The organism is Lysobacter sp. F60174L2, assembly GCF_052547135.1.
Window position 1 is genome coordinate 645,608 of sequence record NZ_JBQWRA010000002.1, and the last position, 22,709, is coordinate 668,316.

A 22,709-nucleotide genomic window follows, 5' to 3' on the forward strand; every position below is an offset into this window, starting at 1 on the left:
ATCAGTGAAATCGCGACTTACGTCGCTCCTACAACGAAGCCACCGCGATCGGCCGACTCCCTACCGCCGCGGCTCGAACGAAATCGGCACCACCACCGTTCCCACCGTCGGCTGTCCATCCAGCATCGCCGGGTGGAACCGCCACCGCCTGACCGCATCCACCGCGGCGCGGTCCAGCAATCGCGAACCGCTGCCATCGGCCACCTCCACCGAGGTCGGCACGCCGTCGGGACCGATCGCGGCCCGGACCAGCACCGTGCCGCTTTCGCCACGGCGCAACGCCCGGCTCGGGTACTGCGGCGGAGCGTTGCGACCGGCGATCGGCCGCGGCTGGGTCGCCTCCGACGTTGCGGGCACCTCGGTCGGCAGGGGTGCTGCGGGGGCGGCCGGGGGCGGTTCCGTCTCGACCAGACGCGGCTCGTCGCGGTCCTCCGCTGCCTGCCCGGCGTCCGCACTCTGCTGACCCGACTCCAGCCCGCTGGTTTCGCCGCCACGCGCTGGCGACGGCGTCGGCAGCGGGTCGTAATCCGGCGCGGCGGCCGTCGGCGGGGCGTCGCCCGCGCGGTAGAAATCATCGGCGTCGTGGCCGCGCGACCAGACCAGCGCAAACAGCAGGAGCCCGGCGACGATGGCGCCGAGCACCCACCACAACGCGCGGCGCGATGGCCGCCATGCGGCGAGCTTGGAGGTGGAGCGACGCGGGGCGGGCGAGGGCGTTGACATGGGCGGATCGATGGTGGCCGGACCCGCATTGTGCACATAGCGGGTCGAACATCGCCAAGCCCGCGCCCATCGACGGCGATTCCAAGCGATAATTGCCGGTCAGATCACTCGAAACGATGCCGATATGCTCGACCCGAACCTGTTGCGCCAGCAGCCCGCCGAACTCGCCGTGCAATTGCGCGAGAAGCGCGGTTTCGACCTCGACGCCGCCGCGCTGGAAACCTTGGAGGCCGAGCGCAAGCAGATCCAGGTCCGCACTCAGGAGCTGCAGAACCTGCGCAACACCCGCTCCAAGGCGATCGGCCAGGCCAAGGCCAAGGGCGAGGACGTCGCGCCGCTGCTGGCCGAGGTCGCGGGTTTCGGTGACGAGCTGAAGGCCAGCGAGGCGCGGCTGGACGTGATCAAGGCCGAGCTCGACGCGATCGCGCTGGGCCTGCCGAACCTGCCGCACGAGTCCGTCCCCGCCGGCAAGGACGAGGCCGACAACGTCGAGCAGCACCGCTGGGGCACGCCGCGCACGTTCGATTTCGAAGTGAAGGACCATGTCGAACTCGGTGCCCGCAACGGCTGGCTCGACGGCGACACCGCGGCCAAGCTCAGCGGTGCGCGCTTCACCGTGCTGCGCGGCCAGCTGGCGCGCCTGCACCGCGCGCTCGCCCAGTTCATGCTCGACCTGCACACCAACGAACACGGTTATGGGGAAACCAGCGTGCCGCTGCTGGTCAACGCCGAGAGCATGCAGGGCACCGGCCAGTTGCCGAAGTTCGAGGACGACCTGTTCGCGACCGCGATCGGCGACGCCGCGTCCGCCAGCAGCCGGCGCTACCTGATCCCGACCTCGGAAGTCCCGCTGACCAACATCGTCCGCGACGAGATCCTCGACGACGCCGCCATGCCGCTGCGCATGACCGCGCACTCGATGTGCTTCCGCGCCGAGGCCGGTGCCTACGGCCGCGACACCCGCGGCATGATCCGCCAGCACCAGTTCGAGAAGGTCGAGCTGGTCACCATCGCCCGGCCCGACGAGTCGTATGCCGAGCACGAGCGCATGACCCGCTGCGCCGAAGTGGTGCTGGAGAAACTCGGCCTGCCGTACCGCCGCGTGCTGCTGTGCAGCGGCGACATGGGCTTCTCCGCGACCAAGACCTTCGACCTCGAAGTCTGGCTGCCGAGCCAGGACACCTACCGCGAGATCTCATCGGTCTCCAACTGCGAAGCCTTCCAGGCCCGCCGCATGCAGGCCCGCTGGCGCAACCCCGCGACCGGCAAGCCCGAACTGGTCCACACCCTCAACGGCTCCGGCGTCGCCGTCGGCCGCGCGTTGATCGCGGTGATGGAGAACAACCAGAACGCCGACGGCAGCATCACCGTGCCCGAAGTGCTGCGCCCCTACATGGGCGGCCTCGACAAGATCGCCTGAGCCAGCGCCGCCCCAGCCGCGATAGAGCACCCCCTGTAGGAGCGACGTAAGTCGCGATTTCACGACGCAACCGGGCGTCAGTGAAATCGCGACTCACGTCGCTCCTACAAAAGGCGGGCTTTTCACCCGCCTCCAACCCTCAAGCCGCCTCAAGCACCGCCGGCACCACAATCGACTCCCGCGCCGCCGCCATCGCCTCGGCCCGACGCTCCGGCGACATCGCCACCCCCTCGGCCCGCACGAACTCCACATCCGTGATCCCGAGGAACCCGAACAGGAACGTCAGGAACGGCTCCTGGAAATCACTCGGCGCCCCGCTGTGCACGCCACCGCGCCCACTGGCGATCACCAGCTTCTTGCCGCCGGCCAAGCCCTCCGGCCCGTTCTCGGTATAGCGGAACGTCGTCCCCGCCACCGTCACCCGGTCGATCCAGGCCTTCAGCGTCGACGGAATCGCGAAGTTGTACATTGGCGCCCCGACCACCACCACGTCGGCCTCCAGGAACTGCTTCAGCACCTGCTCGGCGTCGGCCACCTCGGCCGGGTCGGCCTTGGCCAGCGAGCGGCCGGTCAGGTGCGGCACCGGGTTGGCGTCCAGGTCGCGGTACTGCACCTGCAGCCCGGGCACCCGGTCCTGCCAGCGGGCGACCACGGCGGCGGTCAGCTCGCGGGTGACGGAATTGGCGCCGAGCGCGCTGGAATCGATGTGCAACAGTTTCATGGTGGACCTCGTCGAAGTAGGGCGGCAGCGCCGCGTCGAGGACCACGTTAGGTCGTTGCGTAATCAGGATAAACCCGGTCTAATATCACGCTACGTTCTGTTTCTGGAATTATCCCGATGCACGACCTCAACGACCTCTACTACTTCGCGATGGTGGTGGACCATCAGGGCTTCGCCGCCGCCGAGCGCGCCCTGGGCATCCCCAAATCGCGCCTGAGCCGCCGCATCACCCAGCTCGAGACCGACCTTGGCGTGCGCCTGCTGCAGCGTTCGACACGCCGGTTCGCGGTGACCGATGTCGGCACCAGCGTCTACCGCCACGCCCAGTCGATGCTGGCCGAGGCGCAGGCCGCGCACGAGGTGGTCGACCGCCTCAGCGCCGAGCCGCGCGGCGTGATCCGGGTCAGCGTGCCGGTCGGCACCGCCCAGCAGCAGTTGCCGAGACTGCTGCCCGAATTCCTCGCCCGCTACCCGCAGGTGCGCGTGCAACTGCAGGTCAGCAACCGCCGCGTCGACGTCATCAACGAGGGCGTCGACATCGCCCTGCGCGTGCGCAGCAAGCTCGACGACGACGGCAGCCTGGTGATGCGCAGCTTCGGCCAGATCCAGGAACTGCTGGTCGCCAGCCCCACCTACCTGCGCAAGATGGGCCGCCCGGCCAGCCCCGACGACCTCGCCGAACACGTCACCCTGAGCATGCACGAGGACGAAGTCCGCCAGCGCTGGGAACTGCATGGCCCCGACGACGAGGTGCGGAAGATCGACCTCAAGCCGCGCGTCGCCGGCTTCGACTTCCCGATGTTGATGTCGCTGGCCACCCAGGGCGTCGGCATCACCATGCTGCCCGAAACCATCTGCGCCGAAGCCGTGCGCAAGGGCGAGCTGGAAGTCGTGCTGCCCGAATGGCGCCTGCCGCAGGGCATCTTCCACGCCGTGTTCGCCTCGCGCCGCGGCATGCTGCCGGCGGTGCGGGTGTTCATCGACTTCCTCGCCGAGAAGCTGCCCGACCTGGTCGAATCCGCCCGGCTGGGCTGCAGCGACATCAAGGGCAAGGCCTGCACCGAGGCCGAGCTGAAGGCCTTCGAGCGCTGAGCGCACCCCCGCGGAGCATGCGAGAATGTCGCCCGCCGCGTGCAACGCGCGGCGCGCAGACGCATACGGAGAGATGGCCGAGCGGTTTAAGGCACCGGTCTTGAAAACCGGCGAAGGGTCAAACCTTCCGTGGGTTCGAATCCCACTCTCTCCGCCATTTGGCCCGCAGCAGTGCGGGCTTTTTTCATGGGGCTGCTTTCGACCCAAAGCGGGCATCTAACCTACACAGGCCAATCCGCCAGGTCCTCGCTGAAGGCGTTTATTCCATAAGATCCTTTACGCTCCAGCGGCTATACCGAGCCATCGGCCCCGAATCGGGCGGTGATCGCCCGGCTGGAGAGTTTCTCAGGACTGATGAATGGCTATTGGACCGGAATTAATGCTGGCGAGGTGATCTAGATGGCGTCCCGTTAACTGGTGTAGAAGTTCAGTTCGGTAAGCGCATAGCGCCCGACCGATAGCGGGGCCCTTGGTTGTGAAGAATCATGATCCCGCGACGATCTATCCCGGCCTATAACCATCGGCGCCAAAGCGAGCATTGGTAGAGCCCGGCAAAGCTACACGGCGTACACGGCGGTTCACACCCGCGCGAGAAGACGTCGCAGGCTCTGGGCGAGCGGGACGATATCGTCCGCATCCTGCGGCCGACCATGAATGGCCAGACACGCAAACTGGCGGTTTTCGAGCCTGGAGACGAAGTCCGCAGCATCGTGGGGGCCGCGTGACCGCCAAAGGCTTGGCCGACATGCTCCACGACCGCGGCATTCTGTCGTCGACGGCGTGCAACTTGGCCACATCAGCTACGCACGCTGTCTGCCTTTCGCGTGTCTGTTCCAAACGTCGTCGTCCGGCCCTTCAATCGGGCCGCCGCTGCGATCTTGACTAAGCGCTGAAACGTCGGGCATTGCGCATGGCCGGGCGCAGGACATTCCGCCGCATGGCGCAGCCCTTTGCTCATCGCCCGCAGGCGCTTGACGGTGGCGTCGATCTCATCCGCCTTGGCCATGAGCAAATTTTTGTCGACCTGGGGTGCTCCAGCGGGCGACAGCATGGCACCGATCTCGTCCAGCGAAAGGCCGCCGGCTTGTCCCAGGGCGACCAATCCCAACTGATCGAGCACGTCCGGCGCGAAGTGCCGCCGCTCGCCAGCGCCTCGGGTCGCCGAGATTAGCCCCTTCTTCTCGTAGAACCGCAGCGTGGAGGCCGGCACACCCGTGCGCCGAACGACTTCTGAGATGTCCATGGCTTCCTCTTGACTTGAAGTTAACTTCAACTTCTATCATCCCACAGATCGGATTTTTGGCAACGACAAAGAACGGCAAGGAATGGAGATGGCCACGACAGACGAGATGGCAGCGGTGGTGCTGGTTGGCATCGGGGCGACGCTGGTAATGGACCTGTGGACAACGCTCCTGAAAGCGCTGGGCGTTTCCACGCTGAATTACGCACTTGTAGGCCGCTGGGCCGGTCATCTGCGGCGAGGGCGACTGGCGCACGCAAGCATACGAAAGGCGACGCCCATCCATGGCGAGCTGCTGCTGGGCTGGACCATCCACTACGGGGTGGGCATTGCTTTCGCCGCGGTGCTAATCGGTCTGTACGGCACCGGCTGGCTGCACAGCCCCACATGGGGGGCGGCTCTGGCCGTTGGGGTGGCAACGGTCGTGTTCCCCCTGTTTGTGATGCAGCCCGCCATGGGCGCCGGTATCGCGGGATCACGCACGCCCACGCCCTTCAAGAACTGCCTGCGCAGTCTGGCAACGCACGCGATTTTCGGGTGCGGCCTCTATCTGTCGGCGGCATTGCTCGAGCGGATCTGGACCTGAGAGACCTATCCGCTCCCATCCCTATGAACGAAAGGATGAACCACAACGTGACTACGAGAAAGCACGCCAAGTCGATACCACCGGCGGTCTATCTGCTTGCGCTAAGTCTGTTCGCGATGGGCAGCGCCGAGTTTCTGATGGGCGGGATTCTCCCGATGATCGCGGGCGACCTGCAGATAAGCCTGCCCAAGGCGGGTACCTTGATCTCCGCGTTCGCCATCGGCGCGCTGATCGGTGCCCCGCCGTTCGCCATCCTGGCGCTGCAATGGCCCAAGCGCGCCACGCTGGTCGCTAGCCAGGTCGCCTTCATCGCCGCAACGGTGATCAGCTTGCTGGTCCCGAGCTACTGGTTAATTCTCGTCGCCCGCTTCGCGATGGGATTGGCCTATGCGTGCTTCTGGGCCGTTGCGGCGTCCACGGCCGTACAGCTCTCTCCGCCGGATCGGCACGCTAGGTCGCTGTCCATCGTGGTCAGCGGCCTGACCGTCGCGATGATCTTGGGCGGGCCTGCGGGGACCTTCATCAGCGAGGCTACTGGCTGGCGCGGTGGGTTCTGGGCAGTGGCGGCCATCACGGCTGTGGCGGCGGTCGCCGGTATTCTGGTTCTGCCGAGAAAAACACCCGGCGATACACAGGAGCCGGACCTGAAGACCGAGTTGCGCGCGATGCAGCGTCCTGTCCTCTGGCTGGCCTTTGCCACAACGGCGGCGACTACGGCCACCTACATGGGCACGTTCGGATATCTGGGGGCACTGCTGCTCGATGTCAGCGAATTGCCCGCGCGCTGGCTGCCGGCTGTGCTGACTCTGTTCGGCGTTGGCGCTTTCATCGGTTTGACGATCGGCGGGAGAGTTGCGGATCGCCGCCCGTTTGCGACGCTGGTGGTGGGCATCCTGGGTCTGGTCCTCGTCTCCGCCGCGATTGCGCTGCTCGGCTCGAGTGCCGTGGCGACCGTCGCGTTGGTGTTCCTACTCGGCGTGGCGGGCTTTCTGCTGAATCCAGCGGTATGGGGCCGGGTCTATGTCGTTGCGCCCGATGCGCCGATGTTGGCCGGCGCGATGAACTCCTCGGCCTTTCAAGCTGGCCTAACGCTCGCACCCCTGTTGGCCGGGCTGCCGATCAGTTTTGGCCATGGATTGTCGGCGGTGGGCTGGGTGGGCGCCGTAATCGGTGCTGCCGCGCTCGGTCTGGCTTTTCTCGGCAACCGGGTGCGCCATGCACCGGCTTCCAGATGGCACTGAATTGTGGCGAGCGCCGGCCGCTTTGCGGCGTCAGTCAGATTTCGCGACATCGCGATAGATCAGGAACTCAAAGCTATCTCAATGTCGAGTCTGAAGCCCGTTATCGACCGCGTATTAGATTTGGAGGATCGCGAGAAGCGTCTGTTCACGTTGACCAAGGATCGCACTTCGGCAAGGTGATCGTTCGATTTCCGCATGCCCGAGGCACTTCACCACGGACGAAACGATCCGAGCGTTGAACTGTATGACCGCCGCAGACAACGACCTGTGTGTGTCCGCTCTTGGCCGAAAGCAGACTCAGGCGGAGGTCCTACCCGGACACCGGTAAGTGGCGACTGTCGATTCCAGTCCCGGTCTTTCGTCATACCTTGCAACACCCCCAAAAAAGGCATCCGCCATGACCCGCATGATCTTCGTAAACCTCCCCGTCGCCGACCTCACTGCCTCGATGGCCTTCTACGAGGCGCTGGGCTTCAAGAACAACCCCCATTTCACCGACGACACCGCCGCCTGCATGGTCTGGAGCGAGGCGATCAACGTGATGCTGCTCACCCACGACAAGTGGCGCACGTTCACCAGTCGCCCGATCCCGCCTTCGACCTCCAGTGAGGTGCTGCTCGCGATTTCGCTCGACAGCCGCGAGGCGGTCGATGCGATGAACGCGGCGGCGGCCGCGCACGGCGGCGAGGCGGACATCAATCCGAAGCGGGACCTGGGCTTCATGTACAACCGCAACCTGGCCGACCCCGATGGTCACGTCTGGGAAGCGGTGTGGATGGATCCGTCGGCGATTCCGGCGGGGTAGGCGGGCAGGGCGATGGACGAGCGACGTCAATCGTCGCGCTGCTCCTTTTCCCGCGCCATCCGCTCGCGCACGCCACCGTCGACGCCGCGGCCGGAATCCATCGGCTCGTACAGCGTGCCGGTCGTGGGTGGGGCCGGGGGCGCGTCCTCGATCTGCCATTTGTGCGCGACGTCGGCCGACATCCGTTCCGACAGGTTCGGCGTGAGCTTGTGCGAGGTGTACGACGCCTTCGCCTTCCAGCCGACGGCCAGTTCCTCGTGCGGGTCCAGCGCGATGCCGACGATCGCGTCCACCACCTCGGCCGGGTCGTCCATCGCCGCCATCCGCGGGGTGCCGCCGCTGTAATTGGCGGCGTGTTCCCACCACGGGGTGTCGACCGCCCAGGGCATCACGGTCGCGACCTTGATGCGCTCCTGTCCGTCCAGCCGCAACTCCTCGTTGAGCGCGCGGCCCAGGCTCAGCACGCCGGCCTTGGAGGCCGAGTACGACGCCTGGTACGCCAGCGGGACTTCGCTGTCGATCGAACCGATGTTGACCAGGGTGCCGTGGCCCTGCGCGCGGAACTGGCGCACCGCGACGTGGCTGCCGTAGATCAGGCCTTTCAGGTTCACGTCGATGACCCGCGCGTGGTCGGCCAGCGGGATGTCCCAGAACGGACCGAGCGCGCCGATGCCGACGTTGTTGATCCACACGTCGATGCTGCCGAACCGTTTGAGCGTCGCGGCGGCCAGCGCCTCGACATCGTCGGGCCGGCTGACGTCGGTTGGGATGGCCAGTGCGGTGCCGCCGGCGGCCTGCGCTTCGGCGGCGACTTCTTCGAGCAGCCCGCCGCGACGGGCCGCGAGCACGACATTTGCTCCCTGCCTGGCCAGCTGCAGCGCGGTGCCGCGACCCAATCCGCTGGAGGCGCCGGTAACGACGAAGGTCTTGCCGCGGATGGAGGTGCGGTCAGGCGGGATGTTCATGGCGTGCTCCGGTGGGGTCCGCAGGTAGATTGCGACCGCCGGCATGGTGCGCCAGTGAAATGTCATTCCTGAAGGACAGCAGGGCCTCGGACAACGGGCCCATGGGACTGTTACCGGTCGAACAAGGCGTTGATCGAGCCGTAGTCCAGCGTCTTGCCCGTGGCATCGGTACCTTGCAGGAAGCTGCCCGCCAGCCCGGCCACGTAATCCATCGCCGAAATCGAAATCGCCGCGCCGGCACTCAGTCGCCGCACGCCGAGCGCTTCCAGTTCCTGGGCGCTCGGCAGGTCGGGGCGGCTCATGATGTTGACCGGCAATCCGGCCTCGGCGACGACGCTGCGGATCTCATCGGCGTCGGCCAGGCCGGGTACGAAAAATCCGTCGGCGCCAGCATCGCGATAGCGTTTCGCGCGCGCGAGGGTTTCCGCGACGCGCCGGTCCTCGCTGGCGAGCCCGCGCAGGTAGACGTCGGTACGTGCATTGACGAACAGGTCGACGCCGCGTTCGGCGGCCATGCGCTTGATGTGTTCGATCTTGGCCGCGAGCAGGTCGGGGCTGTCGGCGCCGTCCTCGATGTTGATGCCGATGGCACCGGCGTCGATCACGCGGGCGACGTTGTCGGCGACGGTCGCGGGGTCGCTGGCGTAGCCGTCCTCGAAGTCGACGCTGAGCGGCACGCGGATCACGCGGGCGATGCTGGCGGCGGTGTCGATCAGCCGTTGCACCGGCAGATAGCTGCCGTCGGCGTAGCCATTCGCCCAGGCCACGCCGGCACTGGTGGTGGCGATGGCCTTGGCGCCGAGGCTTTCGACCAGGCGGGCGCTGCCGGCGTCCCAGGCGTTGGCGAGCCGCAGCAGGCCGTGCTGGTGCAGCTGGTGAAAGGTGGCGGCGTGATCGGTGCTTGTCATGGGGTGGTTCCGGCGTGGGATGGGTGGTGGCCGAGGATTCCATGCCGCCGGTCAGCGTACTCGCCGTTTTCGGACAGCAACGCCGGACGCTGTTACCAGATCAGGTCATCCGGCACTTCGAACTTCTTGTAGAACTCGTCGTCTTCGTCGTTGCCGCCGGTTTCGGATGCGCGTGCGTTGTCGAGCACGATCATCGCCGCATCGCGCGCGTAGACCTTGTCGGCGGCGGGGCGGGGGATCAGTTCATGGCCCTGGTCGTGGCGGACGATCACCAGCGCGCCCTTGGCCAGGTGCGTGCGTTGCGCGTCGTCGACCAGCAGGTGCTTGATCTTGCCGTCGTCGTTGAACGCGTAGGCGATCTCGCCGTCGCGCTTGAGCTTGTTGGCCTCGACGATCTGGCGGATCTGCGCGCGGGTCTCGTTGGCGCGGGCCTGTGCGTTGCGTTCGGCGGCCAGGGCGCGGTCGCGTTCGGCACGCTCGGCCTGCAGTTGCCGGGCATCGACCTTCGGTGTGTCGGCAGCCGGCGCGGGCTTGCCGTGGCGCTGCTTGGTCTGCTCGCGGACGATCTGCGCGGCCTTGCTCTTCTTGACCAGGCCGGCCTTCAACAATTGATCCTGCAGGGGATTGCGCATCGCGGGTCAGTCGCTTCCGGTCGCCGTGGCCGCGGCGCCGGCCGCCGCGTTGGCGTCCCATTGCCGCAGGGCCGCCTCGATCGCGTCGATGCCGCTGGCGGCGGCGTTGGCGTCGAGCTGGGCGAGGGTGTCGCGCTCGCTGTGGATCACGTGCATGACCTTGGGCGTGGTTTCGGGCTTGGTGCCGGCGTAAGCGGCGAGGATCGCGCCGATCTCGTCCTGGCCGACCAGCGAGTACGACACCGCGGGCCAGCCGGCCTTGAGGAATGCGCGGTGGTCGGTCGGCGGGTACTGCTCGCCGGCGGACAGGTGCAGGCCGGCGGCGTTGGCGGCGGACTGGCTGGCGTTGACCAGCGGGTGCGCCGGGTCGGGGGTCATCATCCACACGGTGTCGCCCCAGCCGAACACGTCGAAGTTGACGTACTGCGCGGGAGCGGGGCCGCCCTTGGCGACGTAGGCGTGGGCGCCGAGCAGGCCGCGCTCCTCCTGGTCCCAGAACGCGATGCTGACGCGGTGGTTGGCAAGCGGCTGCTGCTTGAAGCGCTCGGCCAGCGCCAGCACGACCGCGCTGCCGGACGCGTTGTCGGTCGCGCCCTTGCCCTCGCCGACGCGGTCGGAGTGGGCACCCAGCAGGAGCAGCGGGGCGCTCGCGTCGCCGCTGACCTCGGCGATCAGGTTCTGCCCGGGGCCGTGTTCGCTTTCGAATGTTTCGCCGGTCCACGCCAGGCCGAGCGACTTCAGTTGCTGCTCGATGGCGTTGCGGCGCCCGGCGTTGTCGCCGGCGGCGGCGATAGCTTCGACATCGGCCAGCCAGGCCGTCGCGGCGTCGCTGGCGGGCTCGGGCGCGGCGGTTTCGACAGTGGTGGTGGCGTCGTCGGTGGGCGATTGCGCGCAACCGCCGAGCAGTGCGAGCGAGACGGCGAGGGCGAGATGGTGGTGGACGCGCATGCGGAAATCCCCTGGGTCGAGCAGGAGAGTGTGCCCGAGGCGGCCGGTCGCGTACACGTGCCTTCGGTTGCGCCATATGGGTCGCCCGCTAAACTGCGCCGCAGGGGGCTTGCCAGGGAGGGAAAGGGATGACCATCAGAGTGTTCATCGTCGAGGATCATGCGCTGGTACGTGCCGGCATGCAGATGATCCTGTCCGGTGAAGTGGATATCGAAGTCGTGGGCGAGGCCGCCAATGGCGAGACCGCGTTGCCGTTGATCCGTACGCTGCGCCCGGATGTGGTGCTGTGCGATTTGCACCTGCCGGGTATCAGCGGGCTGGAAGTGACCGAGCGGGTGCTTGCGGGCGATCACGGTACGCAGGTGGTGATCGTCTCCGCGCTCGAGGACGGGCCGCTGCCGAAGCGTCTGTTGCAGGCGGGTGCCTCGGGCTACGTCGGCAAGGGGGGCGATGCCGGCGAGTTGTTGCAGGCCGTGCGTGATGTCGCCGGAGGGCGGCGTTTCCTCGCCACCGGCATCGCAAAATATCTGGCGCTGGCCGGGCTGGGCGGTGGTGCCTCGCCGCTGGACGAACTGACGCAACGCGAGCTCGAGGTCGCGTTGCTACTGGTGCAGGGCCTGAGGCAGGAACAGATCGCCAGGCAGCTGAGCCTGAGCCCGAAAACGGTCAATACGCACAAGAGCCGGCTGTTCGAGAAGTTGAACGTCGGCGACAACATCGCGCTGGCGCGGCTGCTTGGACAGTACGGGATGATCGAGCCGGCATTGGCGCTGTAGCGGGTTGCAGGTACAAAAAAAACGGGCCGCGAAATGCGGCCCGTTTTCTATTGCGGCTGGATGCGGTCAGGCGTCCTGGTTGCGCCTGGCGTCCGCGTCGTTGTCCGCGTGCTGGCCGTGGACCGCGGCGTCGGCCGGCGACGACACCGGCTCGGCGTCGAACAGGCTGGCGGTACGCGGCTCGGACGGAGCGCGGGTGTCGCTGCCGTTGGTGCCGTTGGCGACCGGCGCGTCCGGTGCCTGCTCGACATCGGCGCTGCGCTGCGGCTTCACCGGCTCGACCGGCTCGGGCTCGACCATTGCGGCGTCGTCGACCGGCTCCGGCTGGGGCACGACGGTGTCTTCGACGACCGCGTTCTCGACCGGTTCGGCATCGACCACGGCGGTCTCGACGACGGTCGGCTGGGCGGGCGTTTCCGGCTTGGCCGGGACGTCGCGCGGCTCCGGCGCGGCCTGGACCGCGGCTTCGGCCGGGGACGGCACGGGTGCGGCTTCTACCGGGGGCGTCGGCTGTGCTTCGGCGTCGACCACGGCGGCTTCCGGCTTGGGCGCTTCCGGCTTCGCGGCTTCAGGCTTGGCGGCTTCCGGTTCGGTGGCGACGACCGGGGCCGGAGCGGTTTTGGCCGGAACCGGTTGCGCGTCAGCTTCCGTCGCGTCGCTCGTCACGGCGGCCGCCGGGATGGCAGCGGCTGCGGCGGTTGCGGGCGTCGGACGGGCCGGCTTGGCGGCCGGGGCGCCTTCGTCGTCGAAGTCGAACTCCGGCTGCGAACGGCTGGCGACCGGCTTGGCGTCGGCGTCGCTCTCGCCCTCGTCGAGCAGCGAGGTATCCGGCGCCTGGCCTTCGGCTGCGGCGTTCTCGCCGCCGCCACGACGACGGCGACGACCGCCGCGACGGCCACGACGGCGACGGCCGGTGCCTTCGCCCGATTCTTCCTCGGTATCCCCGGAAGCGGACGCGTTGCTGCTCTGCTGTGCGTTCTCGGCGACCGCGGCGGTCTGGCTCGCGGCCTGCTCGGTGGCCTTGGCGTCGGGCGCCGCGCCCTCGGCCGCGGTCACCGCGACTGCGGTCACGGCTGCGGCGTCGTCGGCCGGCTTGGCGGTGTCGCGGGCAGGCCGCTCGCCGCGCGGCGCACGCGGTGGGCGTGGCGCGCGCTCGGCCTGATCCGCCGGCTTGTTGCTGTCGGCGTTGGTGGCGACGTTGTCGGCCTGCTGGGCGCGGGGCTGCTTCTGCCGGCCCTGCTTGCCGCCGCGACCGGTCTTGGCCGGAGCCTCCTGGTTGGAGGCGGCCGGGGCCGGATCGGCCTTCGACTGCGCGGGCTGGGAGGCGCCATTGCCACGACGCGGCTCGTCGCGACGGCCACCATCGCGGCCATCGCGGGCCTGCTTGCCGCCACGGCGCTGGCCGTTGCGGTCACCGCGCTCGCCACGTGCGTTACGCTCGCCACGGTCACTGCGGTTGCCGCCGTCCTTCGAACGCGAGCGCGAACCCGCGGCCGGCTTGGCTTCGGCCGGCTCGCTGCCACGGAAGAACCGCATGATCCGCTCGACCACGCCGATCGAATGGGTCGGCGCGACCACGACGGGCGTCGGCGCCACCGGGGCGGCGGCTTCGCGCGGCTCGCGCAGCGGCGCCGGCTGGGCCGGCTTGACGTTGGTGACGATCGGCGCCGCCGGGATGTTCAGGTGGGCCTTGGTCAGCGAGTGGGTCGGCAGCTTGCGCGGGGTGCCGCGGTGGTAGCTCGGCTTGCTGGTTTCCTCGCCCATCTCGTTGTCACGGATGCGCGTGACTTCGTAATGCGGGGTGAGCAGCTGCTCGTCGGCGACGATCACGATCGGCGCGTCGTGGCGGCGTTCAATCTCGGCCAGCGCGCGGCGCTTCTCGTTGAGCAGGTAGGTGGCGATCTCGGTCGGCGCCTGCACCAGCACCTGCCCGGTGTTCTCCTTCATCGCGTGCTCTTCGGCCACGCGCAGGATCGACAGCGACAGCGACTCGACGCTGCGCATGCGGCCGTGGCCTTCGCAACGCGGGCAGACGATCTGGCTGGACTCGCCCAGGCTCGGGCGCAGGCGCTGGCGGCTCATTTCCAGCAGGCCGAAGCGCGAGATGCGGCCGACCTGCACGCGGGCGCGGTCCTGTTTGAGCGCGTGCTGCAGGCGGTTTTCGACCTCGCGCTGGTGGCGGTTGGACGACATGTCGATGAAGTCGATCACCACCAGACCGCCCAGATCGCGCAGGCGCATCTGGCGGGCCACCTCCTCGGCGGCCTCCAGGTTGGTGTTGAACGCGGTGTCCTCGATGTCGCTGCCCTTGGTCGCGCGCGCCGAGTTGACGTCGACCGCGGTCAGCGCTTCGGTCTGGTCGATCACCAGCGCACCGCCGGACGGCAGGCGGACCTCACGCTCGTAGGCGTTCTCGATCTGCGACTCGATCTGGAAGCGGTTGAACAGTGGGACGTCGTCGGTGTAGTGCTTGAGCTTGCGCAGGTTGTGCGGCATCACCTGCTCGACGAAGTCGCGCGCCTCGGCGTACATCTCGTCGGTGTCGACCAGGATCTCGCCGATGTCCGGGCGCATGTAGTCGCGCAGGGCGCGGATGATCAGGCGCGACTCCTGGTAGATCAGGAACGGCGCGGGCTTGGTCAGCGCGGCCTCGGCGACGGCTTTCCAGACCTGCAGCAGGTAATCGAGGTCCCACTGCAGTTCCTCGGCATCGCGGCCGACGCCGGCGGTGCGGATGATCACGCCCATGTCGTCGGGAATGGTCAGCGCGTCCATCGCCTTCTTCAGCTCGGCGCGGTCCTCGCCCTCGATCCGGCGCGAGACGCCGCCGGCGGTCGGGGAGTTGGGCATCAGCACCATGTAGCGGCCGGCCAGCGAGATGAACGTGGTCAGGGCGGCGCCCTTGTTGCCGCGCTCTTCCTTGTCGACCTGGACCACGACTTCCTGGCCCTCGCGCAGCAGCTCCTTGAGCCCGGCCTTGTTGTGGTCGACCCCGGACTGGAAGTAGTCGCGGGAGATTTCCTTCATCGGCAGGAAGCCGTGGCGGTTGCCGCCGTATTCGACGAAGGCGGCTTCGAGCGAGGGCTCGAGGCGGGTGATCTTGCCCTTGTAGATGTTGGACTTGGTCTGTTCTTTCGAGGGTTGCTCGATGTCGATGTCGTACAGGGTCTGGCCATCGACGGTCGCCACGCGCAGTTCTTCTGCCTGCGTCGCGTTGATCAGCATGCGTTTCATTGTTGCGTTCCTCGCGCGCTCGAACCGCGCGGAACGCCTGGCGTTTCGCTTCTGGACAACCGGGCCCCGCCTTCGCGACGGCTGCAGGAGGCTCCGGGGAGCGGCTGCCTGCGCACGCTGGCGTGACCTGACAATTTTCCAGCGCTACAACACCACGGCGGGCCGCGGGAGCGCTTGCTTGTTGCATTCCTAACTTTCGGGGCCGGCGACCGCGTCCGGCAAACTCTGCCTTGGCGTCGCTCGGGGCGTATTCATCACAGGCGGTTTGACCCGCCGGACGAGGGTCGGTTCCGCCGGACCGTCGCTGCTAACATGGCTGTCCCGAGGACAGTGGTCAGGCGCGGGCCGGAATCGCAGGCCGGGCTTTCGGCCCTTGTCCCGGTTTGCAGCGTCTGGACGCGGCGGCGGGGACAACTTCCTGCGAAATCAAAACCTTATCTCGCGTCGCGAGTGTATCAGATAACCCTTTGCGGATGACCCATTCAGCTTCCCAATCCGGCGGTGAGAACCGCACCGGCGCCCGTGTCGTGCGGGTGCCCGATGACCGTGCCGGCCAGCGGCTCGACAACTTCCTGCTGGGGCAATTAAAAGGTGCCCCCAAGTCGTTGATATACAAGCTGATTCGCTCCGGCCAGGTGCGGATCAACGGCGGCCGGGCCAAGGCCGAGCGCAAGCTCGAGGGCGGCGAGGAAGTGCGGATTCCGCCGGTCCGTCTCGCCGAGGCCGGGGACAAGGCCACGCCGCCGGCGGGCTTCATGAACGCGCTGGACGCGGCGATCGTCTACGAGGACGCGCGGCTGCTGGCGCTGAACAAGCCGTCCGGGGTCGCCAGCCATGGCGGCAGCGGGATCAGTTTCGGCGCGATCGAGACCTTGCGGGCGCTGCGGCCGAACCAGTCGCTGGAGCTGGTTCACCGGCTCGACCGCGATACCTCGGGGTTGCTGATCGTCGCCAAGAAGCGCTCGGCACTGACCGAGATGCAGATGCTGATGCGCGAGGGCAGCAGCGGCGGCGCCGGGTTCCGCAAACGCTATCTGGCGCTGCTCGCCGGGCGGATGCCGGACGGGGTGATGAGCGTGGACGCGCCGCTGCACGTCGGCCTGCGCCAGGGCGGTGAGCGCCACGTGCAGGTGGTCCGGCCCGGAAGCACGGCCGGCAAGCCGTCGCTGAGCCATTTCCAGTTGCTGGAGCGTCGCGGCGGGCAGTCGTACTGCGAGGTTCGGATCGAGTCCGGGCGTACCCACCAGATCCGCGTGCATGCGCAGCATATCGGCCACGCGGTGGCGGGTGACGACAAGTACGGTGATCCGGCGGTCAACCGGAAGCTGCGCGAGCAGATCGGGTTGAAGCGGCTGTTCCTGCACGCCTCGACGCTGGAGTTCGCGCTGGATGATGGCAGGACGCCGTATCTGTTGAATGCGCCATTGGCGCCCGAGTTGCTCGACGTGCTGGACCGGTTGGCGTGAGGCGCTCCGTCGCCTTCGGACGCTTCCCGCTTTTTGTAGGAGCGACGTAAGTCGCGATGGAGAACCGGTTTTGCTGTCGCTTCCGCGGTTGCGGATGGCTGTTTCACGCCGGCGGTCGGGTGTCGCGCGTTTTGGGCTGGGGCTTTCGCGACTTACGTCGCTCCTACAGGGGGGCGAATCGGAGGCGTCTACAGCACGTCGTCGGAGCGCTGTTCGTCGAGCTGGAAGCACATGTCGGGACGCATGGTCGGCGGGGTGAAGGTCACGGGGACGCGCAGGTCGGTGGATACCGGGTCGCCGTTGCGGGTGGCGGGGCGGAAGGTCCAGCCTTCGACGGCGGTCATGGCGGCCTGGTCCAGTGCGGGCTGGCCACTGCTGGTCTCGAGCCGGATGGCGGTCGGGTGGCCGTCGAGGCCGATCTTCATGATCAGCCCCACGGTGCCACCGATGTCGTCGCAGGCCAGTTGCGCCGGGTACTCGGGGGGCGGGGTGTCGACCGCGAGCGGTTGTGTCGGTGCGATCGCCGGGGTCTGGACCGGGCCTTCGCAACCAGCCAGCAGGCCGAGGGCAAGCAGCACGCCGAGTGCACGGGTGCCGCGGACGGATGCGTGGGCGTTCAACAGGTGGCGGGTCATCGCGTTACTCCGTGAGTGATTCGGCCTTGGCCGCGCAGATGAAGTCGTTTTCGCTCAGTCCGCCGACGTCGTGGGTCGAGAAGCGCACCACGCAGCGGTCGTAGTGCACGCTCAGGTCGGGGTGGTGGTCTTCGCGGTTGGCGATGAAGGCCAGCGCGTTGACGAAGGCGATGGTCCGGTAATAGTCGTCGAACCGGAAGGTCTTGCTCAGCGCATGGCCGTCCTCGACCAGTTCCCAGCCGGGAATCTCCGGCAACAGCTCGCGCACGCGGGCCTGGGGAAGCTTGTGTTCGCTGCCACGGCGGGCGATGCAGTGGGCACGGGACAGTGGAATCAGGTCGGTCATGGCGGTTCCTTTGCGGCGGGCGACGACTGAACGGATTGCAATCGGCGGCGGTCGGGCGGGGCGGTTGAACACTGGTATAGCGCGCAGCCCGTTAGAATAGCGGCATGATCCAGATTTCCGAATCCGCCCAGACCCATTTCCGCAAGCTGATCGAGCGCGAGGCCCTGCCGGGCCTGGGCGTGCGCTTGTCGGCGGTGCATCCGGGCACCCCGCGCGCCGACGTGCGGCTGGAGTTCGCCGAGCCGGGCGACCTGCTTGGCGACGAATGGGCGATCGATTGCGAGGGCTTCACGCTGTGGCTGGAAGCGGCCAGCGTCAATTACCTCGACAGCGCGGAGATCGACTACGAAGTGCAGGCCACCGGCGGCCAGTTGCAGATCCGCGCGCCGAAGATCAAGGGCGTGGTGCCGGGCGAATCGGCCTCGCTGGTCGAGCGCGTGCACTACGTGGTCGAGAACGAGATCAATCCGCAGCTCGCGCAGCACCGCGGCAGCGTCGCGGTGCAGGAAGTGACCGCCGACGGCGTGGTGATGCTGCGTTTCGGCGGTGGCTGCCACGGTTGCGGCATGGCCGACGTCACCCTCAAGCAGGGCATCGAGAAGACCCTGCTGGAGAAGGTGCCGGGAGTGACCGCGGTGCGCGACGCGACCGACCACGACAGCGGCGCGGCGCCCTATATCAGCCGGGGCTCCGCGGCCTGACCGCGGCCACGCGTCGCCGATGGTTTCAGCCGACGCCCTGATCCACGCCATCCAGCGGCGCATGCAGCTGGTTTCAAGGCAGTGGCGTCGTCCACCGGGGGAGTTCCCGCCCGGATGGCAGCAATGGTTCGACGCGATGCACGGCCGGCGCGGCGCGATCCACGGCGCGAGCGCGCAGGCGATCGTCGACATCCTTGCACAGCGTCCGTTGTCGACCCCGCCGCGGCGCGTCGGTGAACTGACCCGCTGGCAGGCCTTTGGCACGCTGTGGCGGCAGGAGTGGAATCCCCCGGAATCCGCCGACGAGCGCCGGTGGCATTGGCTCGCCGCGGGTACCTCTGTCGCGTGGCACCTCGCGCTGCTGGCGTTGCTGGGATGGCTGCTGTACCTGGACCTCACCCGCGTCGACAGTCCACCGTCGAAGGGTGAGGAGATGGTGGTGGTGCAGGTCGAGTATGTCGGTGAAGGCACGCCGGAGGACGTCGGCGGCGGCCCCGCGCCGGAGCCGGTAGAGCAGGTCGAGCCGGAGCGTCCCGTCGAGTCCCGCCCGCCGTCGCCTGTCGTGGCCAGTGAAGCCGAGCCCGTCCCCGAGCCGACGCCGGAACCCGCGCCGGCAACGGAACCGGCCAGCACGCCGCTTCCCGATGTCGCCGTGTTGCCAGCGACGGTGCAGCCATCCGCGCTCCAGGTGCCTCCCGCGCAGGTGGTGCAACGCGAGATCCCGCAACCGGAGCCGAGCCCGGTCGTCGTCCGGCAACCGCTGGCGGTGAGCGAGCCGGTGCCCGACTGGAGCGAGGAGTTCGTGCTGCCGGCAACGACGACGCGGATCGAGGCGCCCGCGATCCGGATGCCCGAGCTGGCCGCGCCCACGCCCAGCGTGGAGGTTGTCGAAATCGCCCGCGTGCCGCGGCCGGTCGTGTCGACGCTGCCGCCGAACCCCACGCGGCAACCCGTGCTGCAGGCGACGGTGCCCGAGGTCGACGTGCGGGAGATTGCGGTGCGCGAGCAACCGGCGCTTCCACGCACGCCAACGCCGGAAGTCCGCTCGCGCGAGGTGGCCGCGCCGTCGCTGGTCGCGAAGCCACCGGAAGTGCGCGAGCGCGAAATACCGACGCCACCTGCACCGACGCCCCCTGCACCGATACCCCCGGCGCCGCCAGCTCCCGCGCCTGTCGCGTCGACACCGGCGCCAGCACCTGCACCTGCACCTGTTGCGCCCACCGAGCCCGCAGCGGAGACGCCCGCACCGGTCGAACCCGTCGCCGTCACCGCTGGTCCGGAAAAGACCCCAACCCCCGGCGCCTGGCCATCCCCGGAGCGTGCCGACGACTGGGGCGCGGCCGAACGTGAAACCCCCGGCGCGCAGAAGGGCGAGCCGCCCGGCCTGTACAACAGCGACGGCAGCGTGCGACTGGCGGAAACGCCGGGCTCGGCCTCACCGGGCATGCCGCCCGGAACGATCACCGAAGAGATCGCCGACCTCGACCGTGTCGGCACCTGGTTGCGGCGTCCGCCGAATGACTACGAACCGACCGCGTTCGACCAGTACTGGCGGCCGAACGAAAGCCTGCTGGAAGAATGGGTGCGCAAGAGCATCAACACCATCCGCATCCCGATCCCCGGCACCAACAAGTACATCGAATGCACCACCGTGTTGCTGGTCATGGGCGGCGGCTGCGGCATCGGCGACCCCAACCTCAACGAGCAGCCCGCAACCGCGCGGCCACCACCGGATGTTCCGTTCAAGCCGGAGCTGCAGGAAGGCAACGGCAGCGTGCCGCCGCCAGCGGGGTGACAGGTGGTGTCGACCCGCTGACCGGCCAGCAAAAAGCCCGCAACGGATGCGGGCTTTTTGTCTATCGTCGGGGCAGGCCCGACTGCACGGTGCGACGACTCAGTCGTGGGCGCCGTGCAGGGTCACCAGGTCGCTGTCGCGCGTACCGAAGTACGCAGCCAGGTCGGCGATCTGCTGGTCGGTGAGGTTGATGGCCTGGTTGGTCATCAGCGCGTGCTGGCGGTCGCCGCTGCGATAGGCCTGCAGCGCATGCCCGATGTAGTCGGCGTACTGGCCACCGATCGTCGGGTAGGTCGGGTCGATCGGGGCCGCGCCGTTGGCGCCGTGGCAGTCGACGCAGGACTGGCCGGTGGCTTCGCCCTTGGTGTTGGCCAGCTTTTCGCCGGCGGCGATGTTGCCGTCCGGCAGGCCGGCCGACGACGAGGTCGCGGCCGCGTGGCCGGTGGCTTCGGCGTGCCCGGCGGGTGCTTCCGAACCCGAGCAGGCCGACAGCACCAGCGCGGTGGCGAGCAGGGCAGGGGCGATGGCGAAGTTGCGGATCGTCATGGGCGTCTGCTCACTCACTTCAGGGTGGAAAGGAAGGCGGCGATATCGGCGATGTCCTGCTCGGAGAAGCTCTCCGCCTGGGCCTGCATCGTCGGGTGCTTGCGGCTGCCCTGCTGGTACGCGGTCAGCGCGTTGTGCAGGTACTGCTCCGATTGCCCGCCGAGCTTCGGCACGTGGTAATTCGGATAGGCGTTCTTGTAACCGACCACGCCGTGGCAACCCTGGCAGGTATAGGTCAGCTGCAGGCCGCGCTCGGCGTCACCGGTTACCGCGGCTGCAGCCGGGGCCGGGGTGGCGGGGGCGGCGGCTGGCGCCGTGTCCTGGGCCATGGCCGGGGTGGCCAGGATGGCAGTGGTAAGCGCCAAGGCGGCGATCGTCAGCGGTCGCATCATGTCGTAGTCCGCAATCTCTGGTAGCTGGAAGTCTGGTGGGCGGGGCTCGCGTTTTTGCGATTGCCACGCGCAATCCCGGCAGTATAGCTTGCGACTCCGCCGCAACGAAGCAGCGCATGCACCAGCGGCCCGACAAGGGCTTCATTTCCGTTGGTTTCCGATCGACGGGGCGCTGATCCGGCAGTCGACCGGGCAGCCGTGCCAGCGCTCACCATTACCTTCGGCGCATGGGAATCGGGTGCGCCGGTGATATACCTACATACAACACCGGCATACGTCCGGAAAACACCACGTCTGCAATCTTTCCACTGGGGTCCATTCGATGCGTCACCACCATTCCGGCCGCACGCGCGGTCACGTCCGTACCGCCACCCTTGCGCTGTCCTGCCTGCTGGCGCTGGCGGCTTGCAAGGGCGGGGACCCTGCCGACGGCGCGGGCAAGCCGGGCGGGAAGCAGGCGCCTGAAGCGGTGCCGGTCGAGGTATCCGCGGTGGTCCAGCGTCCGGTCGCCGCGAGCTATACCGGCACGGCACCGCTCGAGGCGCCGGCCGAATCGCAGGTGGTCGCCAAGACCTCCGGCGTGGCGCTGCAGGTGCTGGTGGAGGAGGGCGACGTGGTGCGCGCCGGCCAGGTCCTGGTGCGGCTGGATTCGGCGCGTGCCGAGTTGCAGGCCGCGCAGACCGCCGCGCAGATGCACAAGCTGCAGAACCAGTTCGCGCGTGCCGAGAAGCTGGCCAGCGAGCGGTTGATCGCCGCGTCCGACTACGACCAGATCCGCTACGACCTCGCCAACGCGCGCGCGGCCAACCGGCTGGCCAACCTCGAGCTGTCGTACGCCAATGTCACCTCGCCGATCAGTGGCGTGGTGGCCTCGGTCAGCCCGAAGCCGGGCAACTTCGTGCAGATCAACACCCCGATCGTGCGCATCGTCGACACCTCGGAGCTGGAGGCCGTGCTCAACGTGCCCGAGCGCGAGCTGGCCACGATGAAGCAGGGCCTGCCGGTCAAGCTGAAGGTGGATGCGTTGCCCGGAAAGACCTTCGAGGGCGTGGTCGACCGCATCTCGCCGGTGGTCGATGCGGGCAGCGGTACCTTCCGGGTCATCGCCACGTTCGACAGCCAGGACGTGTTGCAGCCCGGCATGTTCGGGCGCATCGGCATCGACTACGACCAGCGCGCGAACGCCACCGTGGTGCCGCGCAGCGCGTTGCTGGAGGGTACGGACGACGCCGCGGTGTTCGCCTTGCGCGACGGCAAGGTCGCGCGGGTGCCGGTGAAGCTCGGTTACATCGACGGCGAGTGGGCCGAGATCCGCGAAGGGCTCAAGCTCGGCGACCGCGTGGTGGTGGCCGGCAAGAGCGCGTTGCGCGACGGCAGCGAAGTGACCGTGGTCGGCGAGCCGGCCGCCGAGGTCGCCGACACCAAGCTGGCCAACGGCGAGGCGACCAAGGCCTCGCAACCCGCCGCCACCAACCAGTAAGGGCCGGACTGCCGTGAGCGACGCCAAGGATCCAACGCCGCACGCGCCCGACGCGCA

General features: G+C 68.1%; 22 protein-coding genes and 1 tRNA gene. 11 read left to right on the forward strand and 12 right to left on the reverse strand.

Annotation, left to right across the window (positions count from 1 at the left end; genetic code table 11):
- Window positions 1-60: 60 nt before the first annotated feature.
- Complete coding sequence (locus ACT9AS_RS08165; RefSeq protein ID WP_445099617.1) at window positions 61-723, reverse strand: TonB family protein; 663 nt, start codon at window positions 721-723, stop codon at window positions 61-63.
- Window positions 724-847: 124 nt separating this feature from the next.
- On the opposite strand from ACT9AS_RS08165, the gene serS reads away from it, so the two are divergent.
- Window positions 848-2,143, forward strand: coding sequence for a serine--tRNA ligase (gene serS, locus ACT9AS_RS08170; protein WP_445099618.1), 1,296 nt, complete (start codon window positions 848-850; stop codon window positions 2,141-2,143).
- A 139-nt stretch (window positions 2,144-2,282) separates the two neighbouring features.
- On the opposite strand, the gene ACT9AS_RS08175 is transcribed toward serS, so the two are convergent.
- Window positions 2,283-2,864, reverse strand: coding sequence for an NAD(P)H-dependent oxidoreductase (locus ACT9AS_RS08175; protein WP_445099619.1), 582 nt, complete (start codon window positions 2,862-2,864; stop codon window positions 2,283-2,285).
- Window positions 2,865-2,981: 117 nt separating this feature from the next.
- Between ACT9AS_RS08175 and ACT9AS_RS08180 the strand changes: the two genes are divergently transcribed.
- On the forward strand, window positions 2,982-3,956 hold the full coding sequence (locus ACT9AS_RS08180) for a LysR substrate-binding domain-containing protein (protein ID WP_445099620.1): 975 nt from the start codon (window positions 2,982-2,984) through the stop codon (window positions 3,954-3,956).
- A gap of 67 nt (window positions 3,957-4,023) precedes the next feature.
- A tRNA-Ser gene (locus ACT9AS_RS08185) sits at window positions 4,024-4,113 on the forward strand.
- A gap of 639 nt (window positions 4,114-4,752) precedes the next feature.
- Here ACT9AS_RS08185 and ACT9AS_RS08190 read toward each other — a convergent pair.
- Window positions 4,753-5,199 (reverse strand): MerR family transcriptional regulator, encoded by a 447-nt coding sequence (locus tag ACT9AS_RS08190; RefSeq protein WP_445099621.1) that lies wholly within the window; start codon window positions 5,197-5,199, stop codon window positions 4,753-4,755.
- An 88-nt stretch (window positions 5,200-5,287) separates the two neighbouring features.
- Here ACT9AS_RS08190 and ACT9AS_RS08195 point away from each other — a divergent pair, with 88 nt between their 5' ends.
- The 3 genes from ACT9AS_RS08195 to ACT9AS_RS08205 all read left to right on the forward strand — a co-directional run bounded on the left by ACT9AS_RS08195 (window position 5,288) and on the right by ACT9AS_RS08205 (window position 7,828).
- Complete coding sequence (locus ACT9AS_RS08195) at window positions 5,288-5,782, forward strand: DUF2938 family protein (RefSeq protein ID WP_445099622.1); 495 nt, start codon at window positions 5,288-5,290, stop codon at window positions 5,780-5,782.
- 35 nt (window positions 5,783-5,817) lie between these two features.
- A complete protein-coding gene (locus ACT9AS_RS08200) occupies window positions 5,818-7,023 on the forward strand; it encodes a Cmx/CmrA family chloramphenicol efflux MFS transporter (RefSeq protein ID WP_445099623.1) in 1,206 nt (401 codons plus the stop codon).
- 397 nt (window positions 7,024-7,420) lie between these two features.
- Window positions 7,421-7,828, forward strand: a complete 408-nt coding sequence (locus tag ACT9AS_RS08205; protein WP_445099624.1) for a VOC family protein — start codon at window positions 7,421-7,423, stop codon at window positions 7,826-7,828.
- A 26-nt stretch (window positions 7,829-7,854) separates the two neighbouring features.
- Here ACT9AS_RS08205 and ACT9AS_RS08210 read toward each other — a convergent pair whose 3' ends face one another.
- The 4 genes from ACT9AS_RS08210 to ACT9AS_RS08225 all read right to left on the reverse strand — a co-directional run bounded on the left by ACT9AS_RS08210 (window position 7,855) and on the right by ACT9AS_RS08225 (window position 11,281).
- A complete protein-coding gene (locus ACT9AS_RS08210) occupies window positions 7,855-8,793 on the reverse strand; it encodes an SDR family NAD(P)-dependent oxidoreductase (protein ID WP_445099625.1) in 939 nt (312 codons plus the stop codon).
- Window positions 8,794-8,903: 110 nt separating this feature from the next.
- Window positions 8,904-9,701 carry an isocitrate lyase/phosphoenolpyruvate mutase family protein gene (locus ACT9AS_RS08215; RefSeq protein ID WP_445099626.1) on the reverse strand — a complete coding sequence of 266 codons (798 nt, stop codon included), beginning with the start codon at window positions 9,699-9,701 and terminating at the stop codon, window positions 8,904-8,906.
- A 92-nt stretch (window positions 9,702-9,793) separates the two neighbouring features.
- Window positions 9,794-10,333 carry a DUF2058 family protein gene (locus ACT9AS_RS08220; RefSeq protein ID WP_445099627.1) on the reverse strand — a complete coding sequence of 180 codons (540 nt, stop codon included), beginning with the start codon at window positions 10,331-10,333 and terminating at the stop codon, window positions 9,794-9,796.
- A 6-nt stretch (window positions 10,334-10,339) separates the two neighbouring features.
- Entirely contained in the window at window positions 10,340-11,281 is a 942-nt protein-coding gene (locus ACT9AS_RS08225) for a M28 family peptidase (RefSeq protein WP_445099628.1), read from the reverse strand.
- Window positions 11,282-11,409: 128 nt separating this feature from the next.
- On the opposite strand from ACT9AS_RS08225, the gene ACT9AS_RS08230 reads away from it, so the two are divergent.
- Window positions 11,410-12,057: a response regulator gene (locus ACT9AS_RS08230; protein ID WP_445099629.1), complete on the forward strand. Its 648-nt coding sequence runs from the start codon at window positions 11,410-11,412 to the stop codon at window positions 12,055-12,057.
- A 66-nt stretch (window positions 12,058-12,123) separates the two neighbouring features.
- Here the strand turns inward: ACT9AS_RS08230 and rne are convergent, their stop codons facing one another.
- Window positions 12,124-15,291, reverse strand: a complete 3,168-nt coding sequence (gene rne, locus ACT9AS_RS08235) for a ribonuclease E (protein WP_445099630.1) — start codon at window positions 15,289-15,291, stop codon at window positions 12,124-12,126.
- A gap of 473 nt (window positions 15,292-15,764) precedes the next feature.
- Between rne and ACT9AS_RS08240 the strand changes: the two genes are divergently transcribed.
- Window positions 15,765-16,757, forward strand: a complete 993-nt coding sequence (locus ACT9AS_RS08240) for an RluA family pseudouridine synthase (protein ID WP_445099631.1) — start codon at window positions 15,765-15,767, stop codon at window positions 16,755-16,757.
- Between the two features lie 188 nt (window positions 16,758-16,945).
- On the opposite strand, the gene ACT9AS_RS08245 is transcribed toward ACT9AS_RS08240, so the two are convergent.
- Together ACT9AS_RS08245 and ACT9AS_RS08250 are read right to left on the reverse strand one after the other, a co-directional pair.
- Window positions 16,946-17,392 (reverse strand): TonB family protein, encoded by a 447-nt coding sequence (locus ACT9AS_RS08245; protein WP_445099632.1) that lies wholly within the window; start codon window positions 17,390-17,392, stop codon window positions 16,946-16,948.
- Between the two features lie 4 nt (window positions 17,393-17,396).
- Window positions 17,397-17,738, reverse strand: coding sequence for a 4a-hydroxytetrahydrobiopterin dehydratase (locus tag ACT9AS_RS08250; RefSeq protein ID WP_445099633.1), 342 nt, complete (start codon window positions 17,736-17,738; stop codon window positions 17,397-17,399).
- 104 nt (window positions 17,739-17,842) lie between these two features.
- Here ACT9AS_RS08250 and ACT9AS_RS08255 point away from each other — a divergent pair, with 104 nt between their 5' ends.
- Together ACT9AS_RS08255 and ACT9AS_RS08260 are read left to right on the forward strand one after the other, a co-directional pair.
- A complete protein-coding gene (locus ACT9AS_RS08255) occupies window positions 17,843-18,439 on the forward strand; it encodes an NfuA family Fe-S biogenesis protein (protein ID WP_445099634.1) in 597 nt (198 codons plus the stop codon).
- Window positions 18,440-18,458: 19 nt separating this feature from the next.
- A complete protein-coding gene (locus tag ACT9AS_RS08260) occupies window positions 18,459-20,234 on the forward strand; it encodes a hypothetical protein (RefSeq protein ID WP_445099635.1) in 1,776 nt (591 codons plus the stop codon).
- A gap of 99 nt (window positions 20,235-20,333) precedes the next feature.
- Here ACT9AS_RS08260 and ACT9AS_RS08265 read toward each other — a convergent pair whose 3' ends face one another.
- Window positions 20,334-20,780, reverse strand: coding sequence for a c-type cytochrome (locus ACT9AS_RS08265; RefSeq protein ID WP_445099636.1), 447 nt, complete (start codon window positions 20,778-20,780; stop codon window positions 20,334-20,336).
- A gap of 14 nt (window positions 20,781-20,794) precedes the next feature.
- Complete coding sequence (locus tag ACT9AS_RS08270; protein WP_445099796.1) at window positions 20,795-21,169, reverse strand: c-type cytochrome; 375 nt, start codon at window positions 21,167-21,169, stop codon at window positions 20,795-20,797.
- 325 nt (window positions 21,170-21,494) lie between these two features.
- Between ACT9AS_RS08270 and ACT9AS_RS08275 the strand changes: the two genes are divergently transcribed.
- Window positions 21,495-22,652, forward strand: a complete 1,158-nt coding sequence (locus ACT9AS_RS08275) for an efflux RND transporter periplasmic adaptor subunit (RefSeq protein WP_445099637.1) — start codon at window positions 21,495-21,497, stop codon at window positions 22,650-22,652.
- Window positions 22,653-22,709 lie beyond the last annotated feature (57 nt).

Excerpts from the sequence above, each read along its gene's own strand:
- ACT9AS_RS08165 (WP_445099617.1), bottom strand. The coding sequence starts at position 723 with ATGTCAACGCCCTCGCCCGCCCCGCGTCGCTCCACCTCCAAGCTCGCC.
- serS (WP_445099618.1), top strand. The coding sequence starts at position 848 with ATGCTCGACCCGAACCTGTTGCGCCAGCAGCCCGCCGAACTCGCCGTG.
- ACT9AS_RS08175 (WP_445099619.1), bottom strand. The coding sequence starts at position 2,864 with ATGAAACTGTTGCACATCGATTCCAGCGCGCTCGGCGCCAATTCCGTC.
- ACT9AS_RS08180 (WP_445099620.1), top strand. The coding sequence starts at position 2,982 with ATGCACGACCTCAACGACCTCTACTACTTCGCGATGGTGGTGGACCAT.
- ACT9AS_RS08190 (WP_445099621.1), bottom strand. The coding sequence starts at position 5,199 with ATGGACATCTCAGAAGTCGTTCGGCGCACGGGTGTGCCGGCCTCCACG.
- ACT9AS_RS08195 (WP_445099622.1), top strand. The coding sequence starts at position 5,288 with ATGGCCACGACAGACGAGATGGCAGCGGTGGTGCTGGTTGGCATCGGG.
- ACT9AS_RS08200 (WP_445099623.1), top strand. The coding sequence starts at position 5,818 with ATGAACCACAACGTGACTACGAGAAAGCACGCCAAGTCGATACCACCG.
- ACT9AS_RS08205 (WP_445099624.1), top strand. The coding sequence starts at position 7,421 with ATGACCCGCATGATCTTCGTAAACCTCCCCGTCGCCGACCTCACTGCC.
- ACT9AS_RS08210 (WP_445099625.1), bottom strand. The coding sequence starts at position 8,793 with ATGAACATCCCGCCTGACCGCACCTCCATCCGCGGCAAGACCTTCGTC.
- ACT9AS_RS08215 (WP_445099626.1), bottom strand. The coding sequence starts at position 9,701 with ATGACAAGCACCGATCACGCCGCCACCTTTCACCAGCTGCACCAGCAC.
- ACT9AS_RS08220 (WP_445099627.1), bottom strand. The coding sequence starts at position 10,333 with ATGCGCAATCCCCTGCAGGATCAATTGTTGAAGGCCGGCCTGGTCAAG.
- ACT9AS_RS08225 (WP_445099628.1), bottom strand. The coding sequence starts at position 11,281 with ATGCGCGTCCACCACCATCTCGCCCTCGCCGTCTCGCTCGCACTGCTC.
- ACT9AS_RS08230 (WP_445099629.1), top strand. The coding sequence starts at position 11,410 with ATGACCATCAGAGTGTTCATCGTCGAGGATCATGCGCTGGTACGTGCC.
- rne (WP_445099630.1), bottom strand. The coding sequence starts at position 15,291 with ATGAAACGCATGCTGATCAACGCGACGCAGGCAGAAGAACTGCGCGTG.
- ACT9AS_RS08240 (WP_445099631.1), top strand. The coding sequence starts at position 15,765 with ATGACCCATTCAGCTTCCCAATCCGGCGGTGAGAACCGCACCGGCGCC.
- ACT9AS_RS08245 (WP_445099632.1), bottom strand. The coding sequence starts at position 17,392 with ATGACCCGCCACCTGTTGAACGCCCACGCATCCGTCCGCGGCACCCGT.
- ACT9AS_RS08250 (WP_445099633.1), bottom strand. The coding sequence starts at position 17,738 with ATGACCGACCTGATTCCACTGTCCCGTGCCCACTGCATCGCCCGCCGT.
- ACT9AS_RS08255 (WP_445099634.1), top strand. The coding sequence starts at position 17,843 with ATGATCCAGATTTCCGAATCCGCCCAGACCCATTTCCGCAAGCTGATC.
- ACT9AS_RS08260 (WP_445099635.1), top strand. The coding sequence starts at position 18,459 with ATGGTTTCAGCCGACGCCCTGATCCACGCCATCCAGCGGCGCATGCAG.
- ACT9AS_RS08265 (WP_445099636.1), bottom strand. The coding sequence starts at position 20,780 with ATGACGATCCGCAACTTCGCCATCGCCCCTGCCCTGCTCGCCACCGCG.
- ACT9AS_RS08270 (WP_445099796.1), bottom strand. The coding sequence starts at position 21,169 with ATGCGACCGCTGACGATCGCCGCCTTGGCGCTTACCACTGCCATCCTG.
- ACT9AS_RS08275 (WP_445099637.1), top strand. The coding sequence starts at position 21,495 with ATGCGTCACCACCATTCCGGCCGCACGCGCGGTCACGTCCGTACCGCC.